This is a genomic window from Burkholderia reimsis, assembly GCF_003294055.1.
GTDB classification, from domain to species: Bacteria; Pseudomonadota; Gammaproteobacteria; order Burkholderiales; family Burkholderiaceae; genus Burkholderia; species Burkholderia cepacia.
In genome coordinates, this window is sequence record NZ_QMFZ01000002.1 from 159,567 (window position 1) to 181,401 (window position 21,835).

Below are 21,835 nucleotides of genomic sequence, written 5' to 3' on the forward strand. Positions count from 1 at the left end.
TCGTCGTGAAGATGGCGTTTCGGCTTCGCCGAATGGACACTCCTTGCCTTACGGAGCGCCAACGACTATACCCGATGCGCGCTGCATTTTCCATCGAGCCGCCCTGCGTCAGGCGACCCGGCCGGATCCACGTGTGCGTGTCGCGACGATCGCATGCCGCTACACCGGCCGCACCTTGCGGTTCACGCGTTCGTCGAGCAGGTTCGCGACGCCGAGCATCGCGGTCATCGCACACCACCGCAGCGGCTCGGGCGGCACCGACGGCGTCTTGTGCGTCAACGTGTCGAGCAGCGGCGATCGCCCATCGTGAATGCGCTCGGCCAGCACGCGCCCGATCAGCGATTGCGTGCCGACGCCATGCCCCGAACAACCGGCCGTGTAGAACACGTTGCCGTGCGCGCCGGCCACACCGACCACCGGCAACGCATCGCCCGCGAACGAGATGTAGCCGCTCCAGCATGCGCGCACCGGCACGTTGCCGAGTTGCGGAAAGCGCGCGTGCAGCGCCTTCAGCAGCGCGCGATACGCGTCGTCGTCCGGCACGTTCGGCGTCTGCGAGCCATACACGTAATGCAGCCGCTTGGTCGTCAACAGCAGCGTGTTGCGCGCGGTCAGGCGATGGCTCTCCATCGTCAGGTGCGACGTGACGATGCCCTCGCGATTCGGCCAGCCGAGCGCCGCGAGCTGCGCGTCGGACAGCGGTTCGGTTTCGAGCGCCGACACGCGCAGCGGCATCACCTTGTCGCCGAGCAGGCCGAGCTGCGGCGTGTACGCATTGGTCGCGAGCACCAGCATCGGTGCACTCGCGCTGCCGCGTGTGGTGCGCACGCGCACCGTCTCGCCCGCGTCGAAATCGAGCAGCGCGGTGTTCTCGTACAGCTTCACGCCGGCCGCGAGCGCCGCGCGCCGCAAGCCCGTCACGTACTTGCCGGGATCGAGCGTGCCGCCGCCCGGCACGTACGCGCCGAACAGGAAGGCCGGCGGAATGCCGCGTTCGCGCATCGCCGCGCCGTCGAGAAACTGCGCGGGCGAACCGAGTTCGATGCCGGTGGCCATGCTCTCGCGCAGGCGCTTCTCCTGCGACGGATGCACGCCCGCGCGAATGATGCCCGACGCACGGTAGTCGCAGTCGATCGCGTATTCGACGAGCTTGCGTTCGACGTATGTGACGCCCTCGTCGTAGAAACCGACGATCCGCTTGGCCTGTTCGTGGCCGACCCGCTTGAGAAACAGCTCGTATTCGAGTCCCTGGCCGCCGGCGAGATAGCCGGCGTTGCGCCCGCTCGCGCCGAAGCCCGCGAATTCGCGTTCGAGCACGACGACGCTCGCGCCGCGCGCCGCGAGTTCCAGCGCGGTGGACAGACCGGCGAAGCCTGCGCCGACGACGATCACGTCCGCCTGCATGTCGCCTTCAAGCTCAGGTTGCGCGCGCTCGGGCGCGTCGATCCAGCCGCCGACGGGACGATACTTCCGCAACGCGGCGTCGGCGCGCATTTCCTCGCCCCAGCGCGCGAGCGGCCCGGCCGCGTCGGCGCCCGCCGCCTGCATCGACGCCGCCGCGCCGACCCCGCCCGACGCCTGTCGCGTCGTCTGCCCTGCCTGCGCTCCCTGCCCGAGCGCGATTGCGCCGTGTGCGTCGCCCATGTCCGCCTCCGTCAGTCCTTGCTGAGAATGTGAATCGCCAACGCGGCCTCTTCGACGCCCTGCAAGCCGCCGCCGTTTTCCTGGATCGCATGACGCGCGCCGTCCACCTGCCGCGCACCCGCTTCGCCGCGCAACTGCGTGACCAGCTCGTACAACTGCCCGATGCCGGTCGCGCCGAGCGGATGGCCCTTCGATTCGAGGCCGCCCGACGTGTTGATCGGGATGCGCCCGCCGAGCGTGAACTCGCCGCGCTCGGCGGCCGGACCGCCTTCGCCGAGCGGCACGAAGCCGAGGTTCTCGGCCTGGATGATTTCGCCCATCGCCGACGCGTCGTGCACTTCGGCCACGTCCATGTCCTCCGGCCCCACGCCGGCCTGCTCGTATGCCTGCAACGCGGCGAGCCGGCCGATGTGCTTGTGCGGCTCGTCGATGCGACGCCGCGTGAAGCTGCGGATCACGCTCGCGGCGATCCGGATGCAGCGGCTGCGATCGGCGCCGATGCGCTCCAGCCCTTCCTCCGTGCATAGAATCGCGGCCGCCGCGCCGTCCGACAGCGGCGCGCACATCGGCAGCGTGATCGGGTACGTGATCGGCGCGGCCGCCAGCACCTCGTCGATCGTGAACGGCTGGCGGAACTGCGAATACGGGTTGTGCACCGAGTGCCCGTGGTTCTTCGCCGACACGGCGGCGATCTGCCGCTGCGTCGTGCCGTACGTGTGCATGTGGTGCCGGCACATCGCCGCGTAGATCTTCATGAAGCGGCTGTACGGGCGCTCGGACTCCGAGCCTGGCGGCGGCTCGATCCCTTCGCCGAGCCGAGCGAGCGTCGCGAAATTCTCGTCGACACGCGACACGTCCCAGCCGGCCTCGAACAGCGCGAACGATTTCGCCTTGTCCGCGACGTTCATCTTTTCCGCGCCGAGCGCGAGCGCGACGTCGCATGCGCCCGACTGCAACTGCCGCACCGCGAGGTGCACGGCCGTACTGCCGGACGCGCACGCGTTCTCGACGTTGAACACCGGAATGCCTTCGAGGCCGATCTTGCTGAACACGACCTGGCCGGGGATCGACAGTTGCCCCTGCAGCGGGCCGTTGGTGATGCCCGCGTAGAACGCGGCGCGGATCGCGTCGGCGTGGCAGCCGGCGTCCCGCAATGCGCGCTGCAGCGCCTCTCTCGCCAGATCGTCGAGGCTGCGGTCGAGATGCCGGCCGAACACGGTCATCGCGATACCGGCGATGTAGATGTTGCTCATCGTATGGAATCCGTATGGAGCAGGTTCAGATCCTGCGTTGCTGGCCTTGCCAGTACTGTTCGCGCAGGTCCTTCTTCAGCACCTTTCCGGCCGTGCTGCGTGGCAGCGCGGCGACGAAGTCCACGCTCTTGGGCGCCTTCACCGAGCCGAGCTTCTCCTTGCACAGCGCGACGAGTTCCTCCGCGCTCACCTGCTGCCCGGCGTTGAGCTCGACCACGGCCTTCACGGCCTCGCCCCATTTGTCGTCGGGCACGCCGATCACCGCGCAATCCTGCACGGCCGGATGCGCCCAGATCACCTGCTCGATCTCGCTCGGATAGACGTTGAAGCCGCCGCTGATGATCATGTCCTTCTTGCGGTCGGTGATGTGCAGATAGCCGTCGCGATCGAGATGGCCGATGTCGCCGGTGTGCAGCCAGCCGTCGACGATCGTCTCGGCCGTCTTGTCCGGCGCGCGGTAGTAGCCCTTCATCACGAGGTCGCCGCGTACGCAGATCTCGCCCGTTTCGCCCTGCTTCATCAGCTCGCCGCGCTCGCCGACGATCTCCACGCGCACCAGCGGGTTCGGGCGGCCGACCGACGCGAGCCGTGTGTCGGACGCGAGCTTGCCGTCGACAAAGTGCTCGGCCGGCGTCAGGTACGAGATCGACGCGGGCGCCTCGGTCTGCCCATAGCCGCCCGTCATCACCGGGCCGAACACGTCGATCGCGCGCTTGAGTTTCTCGACCGACATCGGCGCGGCGCCGTACAGGAAATAGCGCAGCGACGAGAAGTCGACCTGCTCGATGCCGGGGATGTCGAGCAGCCGGTAGATCACGGTCGGCGGCAGGAAGAACTCGGTCACGCGGTGCTTGACGATCGCACCGAGCAGCAGCGCCGGGTCCGGCTTCGGCAGCACGACCACCGTGCCGCCGCGCGCGGTGCACGGCAGCGACATCATGCCGGCCGTGTGCGTCATCGGTGCCGCGGCGAGATTCACCGGGCGCGCATCGTCGTACGTCATCGCGATCATGAATTGCGCGAAGTACGTCTGCAGCGAACGATGCGTGTTCATCACGCCCTTCGGCGCGCCCGTCGTGCCGCCCGTGGCCGACAGCGCGACGACGTCGTCCATCGCGTAATCGACGGCCGGCGGCGTCGCCGGCTGGCGCTCGCTCCACGAAGCCAGCGACGGTGCCCACGGCAGGTCGGCGTCCAGGCACACCCACAGCCGGATCTTCGGCAGGCTCGGCCGCAGCGCATCGATCGCGGCCGCGAACGCCTGATGGAAGAACAGCACTTCGCAGTCGAACGCATCGAGCACGTACTGGTTCTCGGCCACCGCGTTGCGGCCGTTCACCGGGATATACGCGAGCCCGGCGCGCCACATCCCGAGCGCGCAGCTCCAGCCGATCACGTCGTTGTCGGCCCACACCGCCGCCTTCGCCTCCTTCGCGAAGCCGGCGGCGAGCAAGCCGTTGGCGATGCGGCACGACAACTCGCCGATCTCCTGGAACGTGTAGTTGCGATCGTCCTGGATGTACGCGATGCCGTCGGGATTGAGCCGCCAGCCGCGGTCGTAGAAATCGATAATGGCCATGTCACAAGTTCCGTTGGGTCTGGTCCGGTGCGGCGGCGGCCGTCACAGTTGCGTGACCGTCGCGCGCGCGAGCCCGCGCTGTTCGAGGAAGCCGAGCAGGTAGCGATGGCCGAATGCCTTCGAGCCGGACGCGAAGCCGGTGCGCGCGGTATCGCCGTCGAGCAGCTTGAGCACGCCGGCCGCGTGAATCGCGCCCGTCGAGATGTACGGCGTGACGCCGTGCACGGTCGCGCGCACCGCCGCGAGCTGGCCGCGGCCGATCGCGACATCGACGCTGCGCTGGATCGTCGTGCGCTCGCGCGGCGGCATCGTCGGCGTGGTCGACGCGACGACCTGCTTCAGCACTTCGTCCTGCTGTTCACGCGGCAGGTGCTTGTATTCGGCTTCCCACTTCTGTCCGAACTGGTGCACCAGCTTCATCACGTTGTTGTCGTAGAAGCCCACGCACGAGATGCAGCTGCGCACGCGCGCATCGTGCTCGAAATAGACAGGCAGCGACGTGCCGCCCCACGGCAGGCAGAACACCGGCTGCATCAGCTCCGGCGTCGCGACGGTGAACGACGCGTCCGCGGCGTGCGGCACGAGCGCCTTCTCCCACAGGTAGCAGGACTCGTGGCGCGCGCCGTCGAAGATCGTCGCGGTCGAGCCGATGCTCACGCCGGCCGCGCCGCGCGGGCCGCGCGTCAGCGTGGCCGTCTCCAGCGCATCGATGCCCGGCGTTTCGAGCGCGAGCTCGGCGGCGATCTCGGCGAACGTGTACATGTACGCGTTCGACGACGACACCAGCAGGCCGGCCTGGCGATACTGCTCACCGAATTCGTCGCGCACCGCACGGATATACGACTGTTCGCCGGTCGTATCGAGGTGGTGACAGCCGGCCTTCAGCGCGGCCTCGACGCCGACGAGCCCGAAGCTCGAGAACGGCCCGACCGTGTTGCACACCACCTTCGCCCCGCGGAAAGCCTTCACGAGCGCATCGACGTCGTGCTCCGCCTCGATGATTTCGTATTGCGCGGATTCGAGCCGCACGACGCGCTGCGCCATCATTTCCTTCGCGCGGCCCGCATTGCGCGCGACCGCCGTGAAAGGGATGTTCTGGTCGATCAGCCAGTCCATGATCAACATGCCGGTGTAACCGCTTGCGCCATAAACGACGACGGGGTGCTTAGCCATGGTTGTCTCCTGAAACGTGAATTGTCGAGAACCGGTTCGGTTCGAGGTCGGGTACTGCTGCTTCGTATCCAGCGCGTTCTTTTGTAGAACACATTACCAATCTTAGGTCACTATGACAAAGTAAAGCGTAAAGAAAAAGGCAGGGTATTCCCGGGCCTGGCGCGTTTCGCACATCACTTCGCCGCTCCGTCCGGCGACAGGCCGGCCAGATAGTGCGCAACCGCACGCGTGTCGTCGCCCGACAACGTCGCGGCCAGCGCGTTCATCGCGCCGGTCGGATCGTGCCGCTCGCCCGAGCGGAACGCCGCCAGTTGCGTTTCCAGGTAAAGCTGCCCTTGGCCGGCGAGGCGCGGCGCCGGATCCTTGCCGGTCAGCGCCGCGCCGTGACACGCGCGGCAGCTTCGCGCCTCCACGAGCGCCATGCCCCGCTTGTCGAGCGCCGCGTCGGCCGGCACGGCCTCGTTGCGCGCCGGCGCCTGCCGCGCGAAATAGGTCGCCAGCGCGGCGATCTTCGCGTCGTCGAGTTCGCGCGAAAGCGGCCCCATATACGCGTTGCGGCGCTGGTCCGTGGCGAACGCGCGCAGTTGCGCGGCGATATACGTGGCCGGCTGGCCGGACAGCGACGGATACCACGCGTTCTGCGACTGCCCGTGCACGCCGTGGCAGAAGAAACACGTCTCCTGCGGCCGCGGCCACGCGCCGCCGTTGACCTTGTCGGCTTCGCCGATCGCGGCCATCGACTTCTGGTAACGCATGCCGTCGACGAGGTCGGGTCCGTACAGCGTGCCGGCTGCCGCCACGCCCGCGATCACGAGCGCCGCGCCGATCATCCAGGTTCGTTTCATTCAGGCCTCCCGTCCGCGGCCGGCCAGTTTGCCGAGCGCCTGCAACGCCGCGCGGTGTCCGGAGCGCACCGCGCCGTCCATCGCGCCGGCCCACAGGTCGGCCGTCTCGGTGCCCGACCAGATCAGCCGGCCGGCTTCCGGGCGCAGGAACTTGCCCCATTTTGTCCAGAACCCGGGCGGCAACGGGTGGATGCACTGCAGCGTCCACGGATCGACGCGGCCCCAGTCGTAGTCGTGGAACTGCGTCGGATGCAGCGCCTTGTCGCCGAGCGCGCGCGCAAAGATGGCCGACAGCGTCCGCTCGGCGGCCTTCGGCTCGGCCGGCAGCGCGCCCGGCGCGACGAACGCGGCGAGCACGCCGACCGAGCCGTCCGGCGGCGAGTTGTCGTACGCCATGAACACCGGGCCGCCGACCTCGAAGATCTGTCCGTTGTAGCCGTCGTCGCGCCAGAACGGCCGGTCGTACACGTGCACCGTCTTGCGCATCGGCGCATTCGCCGGCCAGTTCCGCTGCAACTGCGCGCGGCCGTCCGGCAGCGGCGGATCGAACACGATCTGCTGGCACAGCGCCGGATTGAGCGCGACGATCACCCGCCGCGCGCGCAGCACGCCGCGATCGGTCTGCACGTCGACCACGTCGCGATCCCAGCCCGAGATCTTGCGCACCGGGCAGGACAGTTGCACCTTCGACGCGCCGAGTTCGCTTGCCATCCGCATGCTCAACACCTGCGAGCCACCGACGAAACGCGTTTCCTGTGCGCCGCCCTTGGTCGATTCGAGCTTCGCGTAGTCGCAATCGGCGCTGTTGATCATCGACAGGTAGTGCAGCAGCCCGAGCTGGGCCGGCGCGCCGCCGAGCGACAGCTTCGCCGCGAGGCCGAGAAAGTAGCCGTCTTCATAAGTCACGCCCTGCTTGCGCAGCCAGTCGCCGTAGGTCAGCTTGTCGAGTTCCGCCGCGTGCTGCGCGGTCCACGGCTCGCGCGACGGCACGCCGCGGGCGAGTGCGCCGAGCTTCGCGCCGAGCGCGTCGTCGCCGCCCGAGCCGCCGTGGAAATCCTGGGCGACGCGCGCGTCGCCGGCCAGCACGACGGTCTTGCCCGCGTAATAGGTCGGGAACGTATCGACGCCGAGTTCGCGGGCGAGGTCGGCGATCGCCGTCTGCCCCGGGCCGATCCACTGGCCGCCGGCTTCGGACACCACGCCGTGCCCGAGATCGTGGTTGTAGGTCCGCCCGCCGACGCGATCGCGCGCCTCGACCACGACGAACGATTCGCATCCGGCGCGCTGCAGGTCGCGCGCGGCGGTCAGCCCCGCGAGCCCGGCGCCGATGATGACGACGTCGAACACGCCGCGATCGGCGGCTGCCGGCGCCGCGCCTTCGGCGAACGACACCTCGCCGGCCGCGAGCGACGCGGCGCCCGCAGCCGCGACGCGCAATATTTGCCGCCGGGCCTGCATGTCCGGCTTGTGCTTGCGTTTCATTCCGAGTACTCCATGCTTTCTCGCTTTTCTCGACGGATTCAACTCACGGCGCGGCCAGCACGCCGTCCTGCGAAAACAGCACCGGCTTGCCGCGCGCGTCGATCAGCGCGGCGGTGAGCGTCGCGCGATCCGCGCGCTGCGCGACGTCGAACGGGCCGCCCGCGACGCGCTGCGTGAACGTCAGTCCGTCGAGCCCGACGCCGACCAGCCCGCCGCCGGTCGCGACGAGATCGGTGATCGAGCTGTGCGCGCCGGTATTCAGCGCGGTCCATGTCGTGCCGCCGTCGTGGCTCTCGAACAGGCTGCCGAGCAGCCCGCCGACCACGATCCGGCCGTCCGGCATCGCGACGCCCGACCACAACGTGCCCTTGCCGCCCGTTGGCAGATAGACCCAGTTCGCGCCACCGTCGGCCGACTTGAGCACCATCCCCTGTTCGGACACGACGTAGAGCGCCTGTGCGGCATCGGCAAACGCGTGATAGAGATTGCGGTCGGCCTTGCCGCCGCCCGGCGGCTTCGGCAGCGTCGTGCGCGCCCACGTCTTGCCGCCGTCGTGCGTCTGCAGCATCAGCGACCACAGGCCGACGGCAATCCCGTCCCGCGCGTTCGTGAACAGCACCGAGAACAGCGGCTGGTCGACCGACGTATCGAGCCGCTGCGTGACCCACGTGTCGCCGCCGTCGTCGGTCGCGAGAATCGCGCCCCACTGGCCGACGGCCCAGCCGTGCTTCGCATCCGCGAACGACACGGCCGACAGCGTCGCCGCAACCGGCACGCGTCGCGCCTGCCGCCAGGTCTTGCCGTCGTCGTCGGACAGCAGCACGATGCCGTGCTCACCGACCGCGACGATCCGCGATCCGGCGCGCGCCGCATCCATCAGCATCCGGTGCGTCGGCGCGGCCCACGCATGCGCGGGCTTCGTGGCCCAGGCCGCCACCGTTCCGTCCTGAGGTTGCGCGAAGGCCGCCGCGGCGGCGCACAGCGCGGTACAGGCAATGAGCGTCTTGATCATGGATGAACCTCCGTAGGGGTGTGCGCGGGCATCAGTGGCTGAACAGCACCGACCAGCCGGCATGCGCGACGCCGAGCGCGATGACGGGCGGCTTGTCGGCAACCTGCGCGGCCGCCGCCTGACGTCCGGCGTCGCCGTCGTTCGACGACGGGGCCACGGCCGGTTCGCCGCCCGTGGCGTGGCGCACGCTGACGCGTTGCGCGTTGGTTGCGAACGCGCGGGCCGGCGCGGGCTGTTGCGCAACCGTTTCATGGAAGCGTGCGAAGCCTGTCGCCACGAGGCAAAGTGCGCCGCACACAGCAAAGGTCTTGACCATGACTGGATCTCCGTCGGGATGTGCGTCAACTTCAGTGGCTGAACAGGCCCGGCGCGCGGGCCGGCTTGCGGCGCGGGAACCAGCGTTCGAGCAGCGACGCGAGCGCGGGCAGCGCGGTCATCGCCATCACCAGGTTCACGATGAACATGAACGCGAGCAGCTTGCCCATGTCGGCCTGGAACTTGAGCGCCGAGAAGCTCCACGTCGCGACGCCGATCGCCAGCGTGATCGCGGTGAAGATCGTGGCCACGCCCACTTCGAGCATCGCGTGCTGCACGGCCTTCACGATGTCCTGTCCGCCCGCGAGATGCACCTGCAGCCGGTTGTAGATGTAGAACGCGTAATCGACGCCGATGCCGACTGCCAGCACCATCACCGGCAACGTCGCGACGGTCAGCCCGATCTGCAGCTCCTTCATGAACCAGTAGCCGATGAACGTCGCGACCGACAGCGGCACGCAACAGGCGAGCATCGCGCGCCAGTCGCGATAGGCCAGGAACACGAGGACCAGGATCGCCGCATACACGTAGAGCATCATCGGCAGCTCGCTCTTCTCGACTTCGTCGTTCGTCGCGGCGAGCACGCCCGCGTTGCCTGCGGCGAGCCGCACCGTGATGCCCGGGAACGGATGCGACGCGCGGTACTGCTTCACGTCGTTGAGGATGCGGTTGATCGTCGTCGCCTTGTGATCGGTCAGGAACAGGTGCACGGCCGTCATCCCGCAGTCGCGGCTCATGAAGCCCTTCAAGCGCGACACGTCGACCGACACCGCGCCGTAGTTCTCGGCGGCGATCGGCACGACGTTCATCTTCGGGAAGTCCTCGTTGTAGCCCTGGTTGTACGCGCGCAGCATCGCCGAGTACGACTGCACCGATACGACGCCAGGCTCGGTCTTCATCGCGGCCGAGAAGTCGTCCTCATACAGGCCGACCGCCGGGTTGTCGCACGCCTTGCCGGTCGATTCGATCGCCACCGTCAGCCAGTCGAGGCCCATGTCGTAGTTGCCGGCGATCGACGTCGCGTCGCGGTTGAAGCGCGCGTCCGCGCGCAGCTCCGGCGCACCCGGCTGCAGCGTGCCGATCACGCGATCGCGGCTTTGCCACGCGGCGAGCGCGAAGATCGCCACCGTCAGCGCGACGGTGACGCCCGCGTACTTCGGCTCCGCCACGCGGGCGAGCACGCGCAGCGGTTTCGCACGCTGCTGCGCGCGCTTCAGCGAGTTGTCCGCATAGGTTTTCGTGAAGTTGAAGCACGATGCCGCGACGGGCAGCAGGATCAGGTTCGTGACGATCTTGTAGGCCACGCCGAGCGACGCGGTGATCGCCAGCTCGCGCACCATCGGAATCGGAATCAGCAACAGCGTGATGAACGACACGAACGCGGTGATCAGCGCGAGCACGCCGGGGATCAGCAGGCCGCTGAAGCTGTGGCGCGCCGCATCGAACGAACTCTGCCCGTGCGCGATCTCGCGGACGATGAAGTTCACCTGCTGCACGCCATGCGACACGCCGATCGCGAACACGAGGAACGGCACGAGCACCGCGAGCGGATCGAGGCCGAAGCCGAGCAGCTTCAGGGTGCCGAACTGCCATACGAGCGACGTCAGCGAGCACGCGACCAGCAGCACCGTGAAGCGCACCGAATGGCAATACCAGTACACCGCGAGCGTCGTCAGCAGCAGCGCGACCGCGCAGAAGCCGAGCACGGCCGTCGCGCCGTCGGCGATATCGCCGATCTGTTTCGCGAAGCCGATGATCTGGATCTCGTAGCCGGCATCCTCGAACGGCTTGCGGATCTTGTCTTCGAGCAGGTGATTGAACGCCACGTAGTCGAGCACCTTGCCGGCGCTGTCGCGCTCGTTCAGCTCGGCCGTGATCATCGCGCTGTCCTCGCCGTGCGACACGAGCGTGCCGACGTAGCCGCCGAGCGTCGTCGCGCGGCGCACCCGCGCGACGATGTCGGGCGTCAACTGGTCGGGCGTGACCGTGCCGGGAATGATCGGCTCGGCGCGAAACCCTTCGTCGGTCACTTCGTTGACGAACGCGTTCGGCGTCCACAACGAGCGCACGCCGATCCGGTCGACGTTCGGCAGGTACGTGACGGCCTGCGTGACGTCGTACAGCCGCGTCAGCCCCTGCTTCGACCAGATCGACCCGTGCCTCGCACGCACGACCACCGTGATCCGGTTCGCGCCGAGCAGGTCGTTCCGGTATTGCTGGAACGTGCGGATGTACTCGTGCCCGATCGGCATCTGCTTTTCGAAGCCGGCATCCATGCGCAGTTGCACGGCGAACACGGCCATCGCGACGGTGAACAACGCGATCGCCGCGAGTACGATCGCGCGGTGACCGAAGAAAAGCCTTTCCAGGCGACTGACCAGACGATTGAGCACGACGTTACCCCTTCATGTATTGCGGTGGCCCACCTGCCACCTGCCACCCGCCGCCGTCAGAAATTCCGCGTGACGAACAAGCCGACGAAATTGCGGTCCGCATAAGGCTGGCCCACCGTGTTGTGACCGCCCCAGAACGAAGTGAAGTTGATGCCGGCCTGCCAGTTCGGCGGGTTCTGGTTGAACAGCACGTAGACGTTCAGCGACTTCGCACCCTGCATGTAGTTCGCAGTGAAGGTCGGCGTGTAGCCGTACAGGCCGGTGCTGAACGTCACGCCCGGCGTGACCTGCCAGCCGGGAATCAGCGTGCCGTCATAGGTCCAGTTGAAGTCGATCGTCGCGCCCACCGAGCTCGACGTACCCTGGCCCATCCCGATCGGATAGCCGGCAGCCGACCCGTTGTTCAGCCACGGCAGGTAGCCGGTCTGCGGCACCTGCGTGACGGTCTGGCCGCCGACCGTGCGCGTGACGCCGCTCGGGCTCAGCCCCGGGTAGTAGATCCACGTCAGTTCCCACGTCAGCGCGGCCGAATCGGCGCCGAGCAGCTTCAGGAACGGATACTCGCTGCGCGTGAGCGCGAGCAGCCCGTTGATGTCGTACTGGAACTTCTTCTTGTCGACCCATTGCGGGCAGTCCACGCCGGCCACGCCGTTCGTGTTCAGGTCGAGCGGGCCGCCCGCGCCGTAGCAGCTCGACAGCGCGACCGCATCGCGCGGCCGGTACGACAGTTCGGTGCCGATCGCCCACGGGCCGACGCCGAAGTTCGCGCTGACGCCGAACAACTGGCGCCGGCCGAGATACGACCATTGCTCGGTGCCGTTCGCGAGCGACGCGAGCACCGGCGACTTGTCGGTGTAGTTCAGGTAGTAGAACGCGAAGTTCGCGTCGAACGAGCGCGGCGAATAGTTGAACTTCACGCCGAACTGCGGCCGGTATTTCGCCGGCAGGTTCGTCGTACTCGGCAGGCCGATGTCGTTGAACGGCGGCCCCGCGTATGTGCCGTTCACGAGCCCGTTCTTGATCGCATTGAGCGTGTCCTGGTTGCCCGCCGCACCCGATCCGCCGATCGCGTTCGCGATCGTGCCGGCGCTCGGGCCGATCACGTTCAGGTTGTTCGTGTTGATCGTGAACGGCTCCGCGCCTCGGCCGAAACCGTTCGTCACCGACCAGTACGAGCCGACCGGCGGATAGCGGTTGCCGTTCCACTGGAACTGGTAGTACGCCTCGGTGCTGAACCCGTGCGACAGGTCGGCTGCCAGGCTCACCATCGGCGCGGGCAGCAGCGCCTGCTTGAGCTGCGAGCCGGGAATCAGCAGCTTTTGTGTGTCGATGGAGTTCGTCGCGTTGATGCCGCTCTGCGCGAACATGCTCTCGCCCCAGTTGATCACCTGGTTGCCGAGCCGCACGTGCGCGTTGCGCCCGCCGATCGTGAAATCCTTCTGCGCCCACAGGTCGAGCAGCTGCGCGTTGTAGACGACCTGCGCGGCGGCCGTGCTCGACAACGGCGTGCGGTTCGTGTTCTTGGCCATGAAGTCGTACATGCCGGTACCGCGCACCATGAACTTCAACCCCTCGCTCGGCATCTTCAGCAGCAGCTCGCTGGTCGCGCTGATGTAGGTGCTGAACGGTTGGCCCCTGCGATAGTTCAGGTCGCCGTTGTCCGCATAGCCCCACTGGTTGGTGTTCGCGCCCGCGCCGCAGCCAAAGGCGTTCGGGTCGCCGGTGAGCGAGCAGCTCGGGTTTTTGGTGCGAATACCGGCGCCGGCCGTGAGGTTCGACACCCACGAGCCCTGCAGGGCCCCGCCGTTCAACGTGAAGTCATACGCGTACGCGCTCGACGTCGCGGCGCCCGCAATCGCGACCGATACCGTAGCATTCCTTAACAATCTTGCCGGTTCCATGATCCACCTCCGCCCCTGTTCGATGCCGGCGCACGATCGTTGCGCGCGCCGGTCCTTGTATCCGTCAGCCGGTCACCGTCAACGTTCGCTGACCGAGCGCAGCGATTCCGCCGTGTAGAAATCCTGCTTGAAGCGCGGATCGTCGGCCTGACCGAACCAGCGAATGTCCTTGCCCTGACCGATCGACGACGCATCGAACACATAGCGGCCATTGATCATGTCGTACTGCGCGAGCGGTTCGTTGTCGCAGGTGCCACCAAGCTCCCATACCGGAATCGGGTAGCTTTCCCGCACCTTCCACAACTTGCCCTGCGCGTCGTAGTCCTCGCCGACGAGCGCGAGCCAGCTGTCTTCGTCGAGATAGAACACCTTCTTCGACGCGACGTGCCGCGCGCTCGGCTTCAGCGTCGCTTCGACGACCCACACGCGATGCGTCTCGTAGCGACGGTTCGCCGCGGCGAGGCCGTCGGGCGTCGCGACGTCGTGCAGCTTGCTCTTGAACCGGTACATGCCGAACGCGTTGTACGGGACGAGCATTTCCTTCTTGCCGACCAGCTTCCAGTTGAACCGGTCGAGCGAGCCGTTGATCATGTTGGCCTCGTCGATCAGGTACTGGTTCTCGAAGCCGATCAACGGCGCGTCATGCGTATAGGCCGGCATGCGTCGCACGCGGCGCTGTCCCGGGAAGTAGTAGTAGGTTTCCGAATCCTTGTTGAAGTACTGCCGCTGAACGAAGGCCTGCCCGGCCAGCGCGGCCGGCGAGTTCATCTGGAAATAAACGGCGGCGCTCAACTGGTCGACCTCCTGCGGCGAGGTCTTGCCGAGCTTGGCCGACGGGAAGTAGAACGTCTGCGGGCCGACCGCGTCGATCCATTCGCTGCTGCCGGGGCGCGGCGAAATGCTCGTGGCGACCTGCGCCCATTCGACGCCTTCGCCGCGATAACGCATCTCGTAGTTCAGGATCGCTTCGATGCCGTTCTTCGGTTGCGGGAACGGCACGCCCGGCAACGCGGCCGCGGCGAGGTTCTCGCCGCTCGCATCCAGCTTCGCGGCCGTGAGGTTCGCCTTCGAGTTCTGCTCGGCGGCATCCGGCAACTGGCATTCGCGGTGGGACGGGTAGACGTCCATCCGATAGCCCTTCTTCTGCTTGATCAGCGCGACCTGGCCGGGCGACAGCTTGTCCGCATACTTGTCGACGTTCGCCGCGTCGATCGAATAGAGCGGCTTCTCGTTGCGATGCTTCCAGAAATCGCCGCGTACCTTGCCCCACTCCCAGCCGGCGTCGGGCGACTGCTTGCCCGCATAAGCCGGCACCGCGCCGTCCTTGCTCGCCGCACGATCGGCGCCGGCCGGTGTCAAGTCGTCCGCCGCGACGGCGGTGCCGATCGCGACACATGCAGCGGCCGCGATCGCGGACGTGGTCCAGAAACGATGCTTCTTCATCATGGTTCTCCTTCCTGCTCCGCCTTCGCTCGCCCATCCCGGACGAAACGCATTTGTTTCGATCGTCGTCGTCAATCGACGATGACGTCGCGCCCTGATCGAGGCCGGCCGGGGTCCCGGCCGGCCTCGTGCCAATCGACTGCTATCCCGTTACTTTTTCGTTAGGACTACGATTTATATGGAACGCAAATCCCGCGAAAAACCCTCGTGCCTTTCGTCAGCCCTTGCCGGAGCCGGCCACCGCCACCGCGCGAATCTCGACGCACAGCCCCGGCAGCGCCAGTTGCGTGACGCCGACCGCTGTCCACGACGGGTAACGGTCGGGGAAATACACGTCCTTGACCGCCGCGAAGCCTTCGGTCTCGCATTGCAGATCCGTGTGGAAAGTCGTGAGCTCCACGACATCGGCGAGGCTCGCGCCGGCTTCCTCGAGGATCGCCTTCAGGCACTCGAACGCGATCCGCGCCTGGGCCTGCACGCCGTCGGCCGGCTGCATCTGCGCGTCGAGGCCGACCTGGCCCGACACCCAGATCGTGTCGCCGACGCGCGTCGCCGGCGAGAAGTGGTACGCGTCGTACCACGGCTGGAACGCAGCCGGCACGATCGATTGCCGCTTCGGAGTTGCTGTCATGACGAATTCTCCCGGTTCAGACGAGTTGGCGGAAACACGGCGCGCGGAACGGATCGCCGGCCTTCAGCCCGGCGAGTTCCTCGACGAACAGCACGCCGGCCGGCGTGAATCCCGAGCGGCTTTCGTCGGGCAGCGGGCTGAACACCGCGTCGTCGCCGAAAAAGCGCAGCACGAGCGTATGGCGATCGGGGAAATCGGCGTCGACCGCGCCGCCGCCGTGCAGCACGCCTGGATGGAGCAGCAGCACGTCGCCCGGCTTCGTTTCCCACGACAGGATGTCGTACGCATCCGGCGCCGCGCGGCGCTCGGCCTCGATGTTCGGCAGGCGCGGCCACACGTCGCCGCCGTGCAGCGGGTCGGTCGGATCCTCGGCGTTCTGGAACGTCGTGCCGTCATGCCGCACGCCGTGATGCGAGCCGCGCACGATCTCCAGCGCATTACGCTTGGGCACGTGCTCGAAGCTGATCCACGCGTTGCCGAAGTGCATGCCCTGCCACGGCAGGTACGACGTGTCCTGGTGCCACGGCGAGCGTGCGCTCTTGCCGCCGCCCTTCATGAACAGCTCCTCGGCGAAGTACCACACGTGCTTCGAACCCCACAGGTCGGCGAACAGCTGCCCGAACGGCAGCGTGCCGACCAGCGCGTCGAGCCGCTCCTTCGCATACGGGTTCGCGTTGTCGTTGTGCGACTTGTATTCGGTGCCGTCGAGCAGCGTCGTCGCCATCGGGCCCGGATTCTCCATTCCCCAGTCGAACACCGCGCGGCATTGCGCGAGTTGTTCGTCGTTGAGCACCCCTTCGACGAGCACGGCTCCGTCCTCGAAGAACGCCTTTCGCTTCATTGCATCCATCGTCTATCTCCCGATTCGTTCAGCCTCAACCGGCGGTTCGTCTTCACTGCCGGCACATCAGTAGAACATGATGACTATGTTAGGTCATCATGACAAAAATAATTAAAAGAAAAAGACGGGGTATTCCCTGTTTCGTCTGCATGATCGACCGAGCGTCGCCGCCCGCCGCCGGCCCGTCATGACAACCGGCTTTCGGCCTTCATACAAGTGCACGACAACGCACGACCTCAGTTTCTTCGCGCCTTCATCCGCGCAAGTGGTCGAACACCGTGTGCGTGATGAAGCCAACCAGTACCGCATCGGCCAGCGCATCGACTGCGCCGTGCGATTGCATGCCGTCGCACAGCGCGGTCAGGCCGAGCGCCAGCACCGGCGTGGGCAACGGCAAAGACACGCCGGCCCGCGCGGCATACGCGTCGATGCACGCGGCCGCGAGTGCCTGGCGGTCTCTTAGCAACGCGCCGAAGCGCGCACGGAACCGCGGATCGCGCGCCGCCTGGAACTGCGCGTCGAGCCACATCAGGTGCACTGCAGGCTGGGTCGTGCCCCTTCGCCAATACGCGAGCATCGCGCGCTGCGCATCGTCGACCGGATCGTGCGAACCGACGATCCGCTGCAATGCCGCGGCAGCCTCGTCCCGATCGCGGCGCAGCAGCTCGAACAGCACGTCGGCCTTGTCGCGGAAGTTCGAGTAGAATGCGCCGCGCGTATGCCCGGCCGCCGCTGCAATATCCTCCACGCTCGCGGCCGCATAGCCTTTCTCCGCGAGGATCGCGCGCGCGGCGCCGAGCAGGCGTTCGCGCGTCGCATCGCGCCGCTCCGCGCGGGTCAGGCGGACCCGGTCCATCCGCGCGCCCCGCAATCGCCGCAGCCGGACCAGCAAGTGGTGCGAGCCGTCTCCACGTCCTCGGTATAACTACTCATTTCGGATACGACAAGATGCGCGCGTTCGCACTGCTGCGTCCGGCGTCTCGCTCCAGTGCGCAATATGCGTAATAGAGCGCGACGGTCAGGTACGACCAGGTCAGCAGTGCCAGTACATAGAAATTGAACACGACGTTGGTTTCCTCGCCCGGGATCTTGTAGAAATCGTAGATGCACGCGATCGCCTGCGAGGCGACGAGCGCGAGCGTCGTCGTCAGCGCATGGAGCGCGTGGCCGGCGCGCACGAGCCGCCACACGAAACCGGCGAGATAGATCGACATCAGTGTCCACATCGCCACGTAGAAGTACGGCAGCGCGTGCTGCAACACGCCGGCCACGAGCGCGACCGTCCCGAGCGTCGCGAGCACGAACAGCGTCACGTCCTGCCGCATCGACGGCCGGTAGCCGTGCGTGACGGCCATCAGGCCGGCGACCGCGATCACCGGCATCCCGAAGCCGCGCGAGAACGCGTCCAGAAAGTGCGAAATGAAGTACGACACCGGCGATTCGGTCGCGAAGAAGATCACGGCATTGGACGCGGATATCGTCACGATCCACCACTCGATACCGATCAGGAAGTTGCGCTTGCGCACGAACTTGAAGCCATAGAGGCCGGTCGTCATCGCAAGCGTCGCGCTGGAAAGACAAAGGACAAGTGATCTGTGATCCATGGTTCGAACTCCCGAAGTCGATTGCTGCCGTTGATTCACTGCCTGGCGGAGCTGAGGCTCGCGAGATAGGTTGCCACCGCCGCGCGGTCATCTGCCGACATCGCCTGCGCGACGCGCTGCATCGTGCCGGTCGCCTCGCTGCGCGAGCCGGTCGCGAACGCGTCGAGCTGCGCAAGCAGGTAGTCGTATCCCTGCCCGGCCAGCCGCGGGAACTGCGCCTGCCCCGTCAGCCGCGCACCGTGGCAGGCCGCACACGCGCCGCCCGTTACCAATTGCTCGCCTTTCGTACGTAGTCGTGCATCCGGCTTGAAATAGCGGTTGTCCAGCGGCGCCTGCTTCGCGTAATAACCGGCCAGGCGGGTGATCTCGGCTTCGCTCATCGTCATCGCGAGCGGGCCCATCGTCGGGTTCGTGCGCTGCCCGCCCGCAAATGCGCGAAGCTGCGCGGCCAGGTATTGCGCCGGCTGGCCGGCAAGGCTCGGATACGCCTGGCTGAGCGACGTGCCCTTCACGCCGTGGCAGCCCATGCACGCGTCTGTCACGCGCGGCCACGGGCCGCCGTCAGCGTCATCGGCTTGCGCGGCCGCATCGATATGGCGCTGCAGGCGATAGAAGCCGAGCAACGTCGGGCCGTAGAGGGCCAGCAACGCACCGATCGTCACCATCGCCGTGAGCAATAAAAGCCGTTTCTTCATCTTCGTTATCCTAAACATGACGCAGCGCATTCAGCGCCTGAAGCGCGCTTTGGTGACCGGAGCGCACGGCGCCGTCCATGTAGCCGGCCCAGATGTTCGCGGTCTCGGTGCCCGACCAGATCAGGTTGCCGCACGGCGCACGCAGCGCTTCGCCGTGCGCGCTCCAGAAGCCGGGCGGGATCGCCGATACGCACGTGAGCGTCCACGGGTCGGCGAGCCCCCAGTCACGATCGTGGTACGACACCGGCGCGCGCGCTTCGTCGCCCCACGCCTGCGCATAGAGATCCATGTGCATCTGCTTCGCGGCCTGCGGATCCGACGGCACCAACGCATTCCGGACGAACGCGTTGATCACGCCGATCTCGCCGCCCGGCGGTGAATTGTCGTAAGCCCAGAACACCGGCCCGTCGGTCTGGAAGATGTGGCCGTTCAAGCCCTTGTCGCGCCAGAACGGGCGGCGGTAGACCATCGCGGTCTTGCGCGCCGGCGAATGGGCCGGCCACGCACGCTGCAACGCGTGGCGCTTTTCAGGCAGCGGCGGATCGAACTGCACCTGATGACACAGCGCCGGGTGAAGCGCCATCACGACCTTTTTCGCGCGCACCGTGCCGCGATCGGTTTCCAGCATCACGACATCGCGATCCCAGCCGACGATCCGCCGCACCGGCGACGACAGCCGCACCTTGTCGCCCAGTTGCTGCGCCATCCGGATGCTGAGGATCTGCGAGCCGCCGACGAAGCGGGTTTCCTGCGCGCTGTGCTTGATCGAATCGAGCTGCGCGTAATCGCAATCGGCGGAGTTGATCATCGACAGGAAGTGCAGCAGCCCCATCTTCGCCGGCGCGACGCCGCCCGACAGCGAGATCGACGCGTTCCAGCCCATCCGGTCTTCCGCCTTGATGCCCTGCGTCGCGAGCCAGTCGCCGACCGACAGTCGGTCGAGTTCGCCGACCTTGGGCGACGTCCACGGCGCGCCCGACGGCACGTCGCGCGACAACCTGCTCAGTTTCGCCGCGACGGCCTCGTCGGTGCCGAAGGTGCCCTCCAGGTCGATCTCGGCGCGCCCGTCGCCGCCGAGAATCACGGTCTTGCCCGCGTAGTAGCTCGGGAACGTGCCGACTTCCAGCTCGCGAGCAAGATCGGCGACCGCCGTCTGGCCCGGGCCGATCCACTGGCCGCCGACTTCGGTCACGAAGCCGCCGCCCACGTCGTAGTTCAGCGTGCGGCCGCCCACGCGGTCGCGCGCCTCGAGCACGACGACGGATTCGCAGCCGGCGTAGCGCAGGTCGCGCGCGGCCGTCAGGCCCGCCAGCCCGGCGCCGACGATCGCGACATCGAGCACGTCGCTGTCGTTCCCGGCGGCAGGCGCCGCATCGGCCTTCGCCCGCGCGGCGCCGAGTGCGAGACCGCCCGCCGCGACCGATGCACCGGCAACCTTGAGCCACTGCCTGCGCTGCAGGTCGGCCGCCCCGCTGATGGATGACTTCCTGGACATGATCTGTGAATGACGCCTGCATTGGGGCGCGAACTCCGGCTGCCCTGGCGGCAGGCGGCCATCGTTCGCGCGGAGTCTGAAGACAGGATGCGATCCCGATCCGCTTCACCTGCCACCGGGCCGCCTGCCCTTGACGGGGGCGCTAATCCGGTTCGCATTCCTGCATGTACACGCGCCGTACTGCCCCATACCGATAAGGATTTTCTGGCGCCCTGAATTAGTAAATGTTACAAAAGTTAGGTCATGATACATAAAACATGATCGAAAAAAAAAGACAGGGTATTCCCCTGTCATACAGTACCTTGCCACGCATTTGAAAGGCTATGGAAAGTAAAAATATTGCCGCTTCGACGCACAAGATGCCAATTCATGCGTGGGGCGCAACCGGGATTCGCGAATAGGTCACGCGGATGACTTCGGTGAGCCCCTCCAGGCCATCGACCACGGTAATCAGGATGTCCTGGCAGCCGCGCGTCTTGAGACCGCCGTCGCAAGGAAGCCATACCTCCCCGCTGCATTACTCTTACCGCGTTATGAACCAGCCGCGAATCTAATACAGCCGTGGCCATGGATCGTTTCGTTGTCGAAAACCGAACGAGTCGGGATAGCACGCGATGCCGACTCTTGAATAGTTTTTGACTATTGATTCGATGAATCAATATATGAGAAAAAGCTCACAATCATTGAGACCCTACAAAGAGGTCACTTTTTGCCGCCCACCACCATCCATCCCCAATAAATCCCCTTGACGACCTATCTTTCGATATATATCTTTAGATATGTTTTCCGACATATAGGACACGATCATGCGACACAACCCTTCCCGCGGCCATGCCCGAAGCGACGGTCATGGTGCGCATGCCCGCCCTGACTGGTTCACCGGTCTCTGGTACGCGATTGGCCGCCACCGGCGCGGCCACGATCCGTTCGGTGGTGGCGGCCCGTTCGGCGGCCGTGGCGGGCGCGGCGGCTTTGGAGATTTCGGCGACGACGGCATGCCACGCGGCCGCCAGTTCAGCTCCGACGATCTCCAGTTGCTGTTGCTTGCGCTCGTCGCCGAGCAACCGAGCCACGGCTACGAGCTGATCAAGGCGCTCGACACGCGTTCGAACGGTTTCTACAGCCCGAGCCCCGGCATGGTGTATCCGGCGCTCACGTATCTCGAAGAAGTCGGCTTCGTCGCGTCGCAGGCGGAAGGCAACCGCAAGCGGTATGCACTGACCGACGCCGGCCGCACCCATCTCGACGCCCAGCGCGAACGGGTCGACACGCTGTTCGCACGCCTCACGCACCTCGCGCGCAAGATGGAGTTCATGCGCCGTGCGTTCGCCGGGGAATCGGCGGGCAACGAAACGCAGGACGAAACGCAAGCAGGCTGGCTGCCGGAGTTCGTCGAGGCGCGCCTCGCACTCAAGCGCGCGTTGCTGCACAAGAGCGCAGCCGGCCCGGATGAACAGCGCCGCGTCGCGGCCATCTTGCGCCGCGCGACGGCCGAAATCGAAGGCGGCACCGGCGCGTGATCCGCGCCG

At 66.7% G+C, this 21,835-nt stretch carries 18 protein-coding genes and 1 pseudogene; 1 reads left to right on the plus strand and 18 read right to left on the minus strand.

What is annotated here, in order from left to right; genetic code table 11:
* Positions 1-159 precede the first annotated feature (159 nt).
* The 18 genes and pseudogenes from DPV79_RS03650 to DPV79_RS43820 all read right to left on the minus strand — a co-directional run.
* Complete coding sequence (locus DPV79_RS03650) at positions 160-1,644, minus strand: NAD(P)/FAD-dependent oxidoreductase (protein WP_113044801.1); 1,485 nt, start codon at positions 1,642-1,644, stop codon at positions 160-162.
* A gap of 11 nt (positions 1,645-1,655) precedes the next feature.
* Complete coding sequence (locus tag DPV79_RS03655; protein WP_113044802.1) at positions 1,656-2,897, minus strand: thiolase family protein; 1,242 nt, start codon at positions 2,895-2,897, stop codon at positions 1,656-1,658.
* 25 nt (positions 2,898-2,922) lie between these two features.
* Positions 2,923-4,476: a class I adenylate-forming enzyme family protein gene (locus DPV79_RS03660; protein WP_113044803.1), complete on the minus strand. Its 1,554-nt coding sequence runs from the start codon at positions 4,474-4,476 to the stop codon at positions 2,923-2,925.
* A 42-nt stretch (positions 4,477-4,518) separates the two neighbouring features.
* Positions 4,519-5,649: a saccharopine dehydrogenase family protein gene (locus DPV79_RS03665; RefSeq protein ID WP_027790166.1), complete on the minus strand. Its 1,131-nt coding sequence runs from the start codon at positions 5,647-5,649 to the stop codon at positions 4,519-4,521.
* Positions 5,650-5,822: 173 nt separating this feature from the next.
* On the minus strand, positions 5,823-6,494 hold the full coding sequence (locus DPV79_RS03670) for a c-type cytochrome (protein ID WP_113044804.1): 672 nt from the start codon (positions 6,492-6,494) through the stop codon (positions 5,823-5,825).
* Entirely contained in the window at positions 6,495-7,976 is a 1,482-nt protein-coding gene (locus DPV79_RS03675; protein WP_113044805.1) for a flavin monoamine oxidase family protein, read from the minus strand.
* A 43-nt stretch (positions 7,977-8,019) separates the two neighbouring features.
* Entirely contained in the window at positions 8,020-8,988 is a 969-nt protein-coding gene (locus tag DPV79_RS03680; protein ID WP_113044806.1) for a WD40/YVTN/BNR-like repeat-containing protein, read from the minus strand.
* A 31-nt stretch (positions 8,989-9,019) separates the two neighbouring features.
* Positions 9,020-9,304 carry a hypothetical protein gene (locus DPV79_RS03685; protein WP_027790170.1) on the minus strand — a complete coding sequence of 95 codons (285 nt, stop codon included), beginning with the start codon at positions 9,302-9,304 and terminating at the stop codon, positions 9,020-9,022.
* Positions 9,305-9,335: 31 nt separating this feature from the next.
* Entirely contained in the window at positions 9,336-11,696 is a 2,361-nt protein-coding gene (locus tag DPV79_RS03690; RefSeq protein WP_113044807.1) for an efflux RND transporter permease subunit, read from the minus strand.
* Between the two features lie 56 nt (positions 11,697-11,752).
* A complete protein-coding gene (locus DPV79_RS03695; RefSeq protein WP_113044808.1) occupies positions 11,753-13,597 on the minus strand; it encodes a DUF1302 domain-containing protein in 1,845 nt (614 codons plus the stop codon).
* A 78-nt stretch (positions 13,598-13,675) separates the two neighbouring features.
* Positions 13,676-15,043 carry a DUF1329 domain-containing protein gene (locus tag DPV79_RS03700; protein ID WP_113044809.1) on the minus strand — a complete coding sequence of 456 codons (1,368 nt, stop codon included), beginning with the start codon at positions 15,041-15,043 and terminating at the stop codon, positions 13,676-13,678.
* A gap of 214 nt (positions 15,044-15,257) precedes the next feature.
* A complete protein-coding gene (locus DPV79_RS03705) occupies positions 15,258-15,671 on the minus strand; it encodes a RidA family protein (protein WP_113044810.1) in 414 nt (137 codons plus the stop codon).
* Between the two features lie 16 nt (positions 15,672-15,687).
* A complete protein-coding gene (locus DPV79_RS03710; RefSeq protein ID WP_113044811.1) occupies positions 15,688-16,521 on the minus strand; it encodes a phytanoyl-CoA dioxygenase family protein in 834 nt (277 codons plus the stop codon).
* Between the two features lie 244 nt (positions 16,522-16,765).
* On the minus strand, positions 16,766-17,368 hold the full coding sequence (locus DPV79_RS03715; protein ID WP_113044812.1) for a TetR/AcrR family transcriptional regulator: 603 nt from the start codon (positions 17,366-17,368) through the stop codon (positions 16,766-16,768).
* Positions 17,369-17,441: 73 nt separating this feature from the next.
* Entirely contained in the window at positions 17,442-18,116 is a 675-nt protein-coding gene (locus DPV79_RS03720) for a hypothetical protein (protein ID WP_113044813.1), read from the minus strand.
* A gap of 35 nt (positions 18,117-18,151) precedes the next feature.
* On the minus strand, positions 18,152-18,811 hold the full coding sequence (locus DPV79_RS03725; protein ID WP_113044814.1) for a c-type cytochrome: 660 nt from the start codon (positions 18,809-18,811) through the stop codon (positions 18,152-18,154).
* Between the two features lie 10 nt (positions 18,812-18,821).
* Positions 18,822-20,306 carry a flavin monoamine oxidase family protein gene (locus DPV79_RS03730; RefSeq protein WP_113044815.1) on the minus strand — a complete coding sequence of 495 codons (1,485 nt, stop codon included), beginning with the start codon at positions 20,304-20,306 and terminating at the stop codon, positions 18,822-18,824.
* Positions 20,307-20,688: 382 nt separating this feature from the next.
* Positions 20,689-20,808, minus strand: a pseudogene (locus DPV79_RS43820) (transposase); the annotation flags it as partial.
* A 304-nt stretch (positions 20,809-21,112) separates the two neighbouring features.
* On the opposite strand from DPV79_RS43820, the gene DPV79_RS03740 reads away from it, so the two are divergent.
* Positions 21,113-21,826 carry a PadR family transcriptional regulator gene (locus DPV79_RS03740; RefSeq protein ID WP_027790182.1) on the plus strand — a complete coding sequence of 238 codons (714 nt, stop codon included), beginning with the start codon at positions 21,113-21,115 and terminating at the stop codon, positions 21,824-21,826.
* The last annotated feature ends 9 nt before the right edge of the window (positions 21,827-21,835 follow it).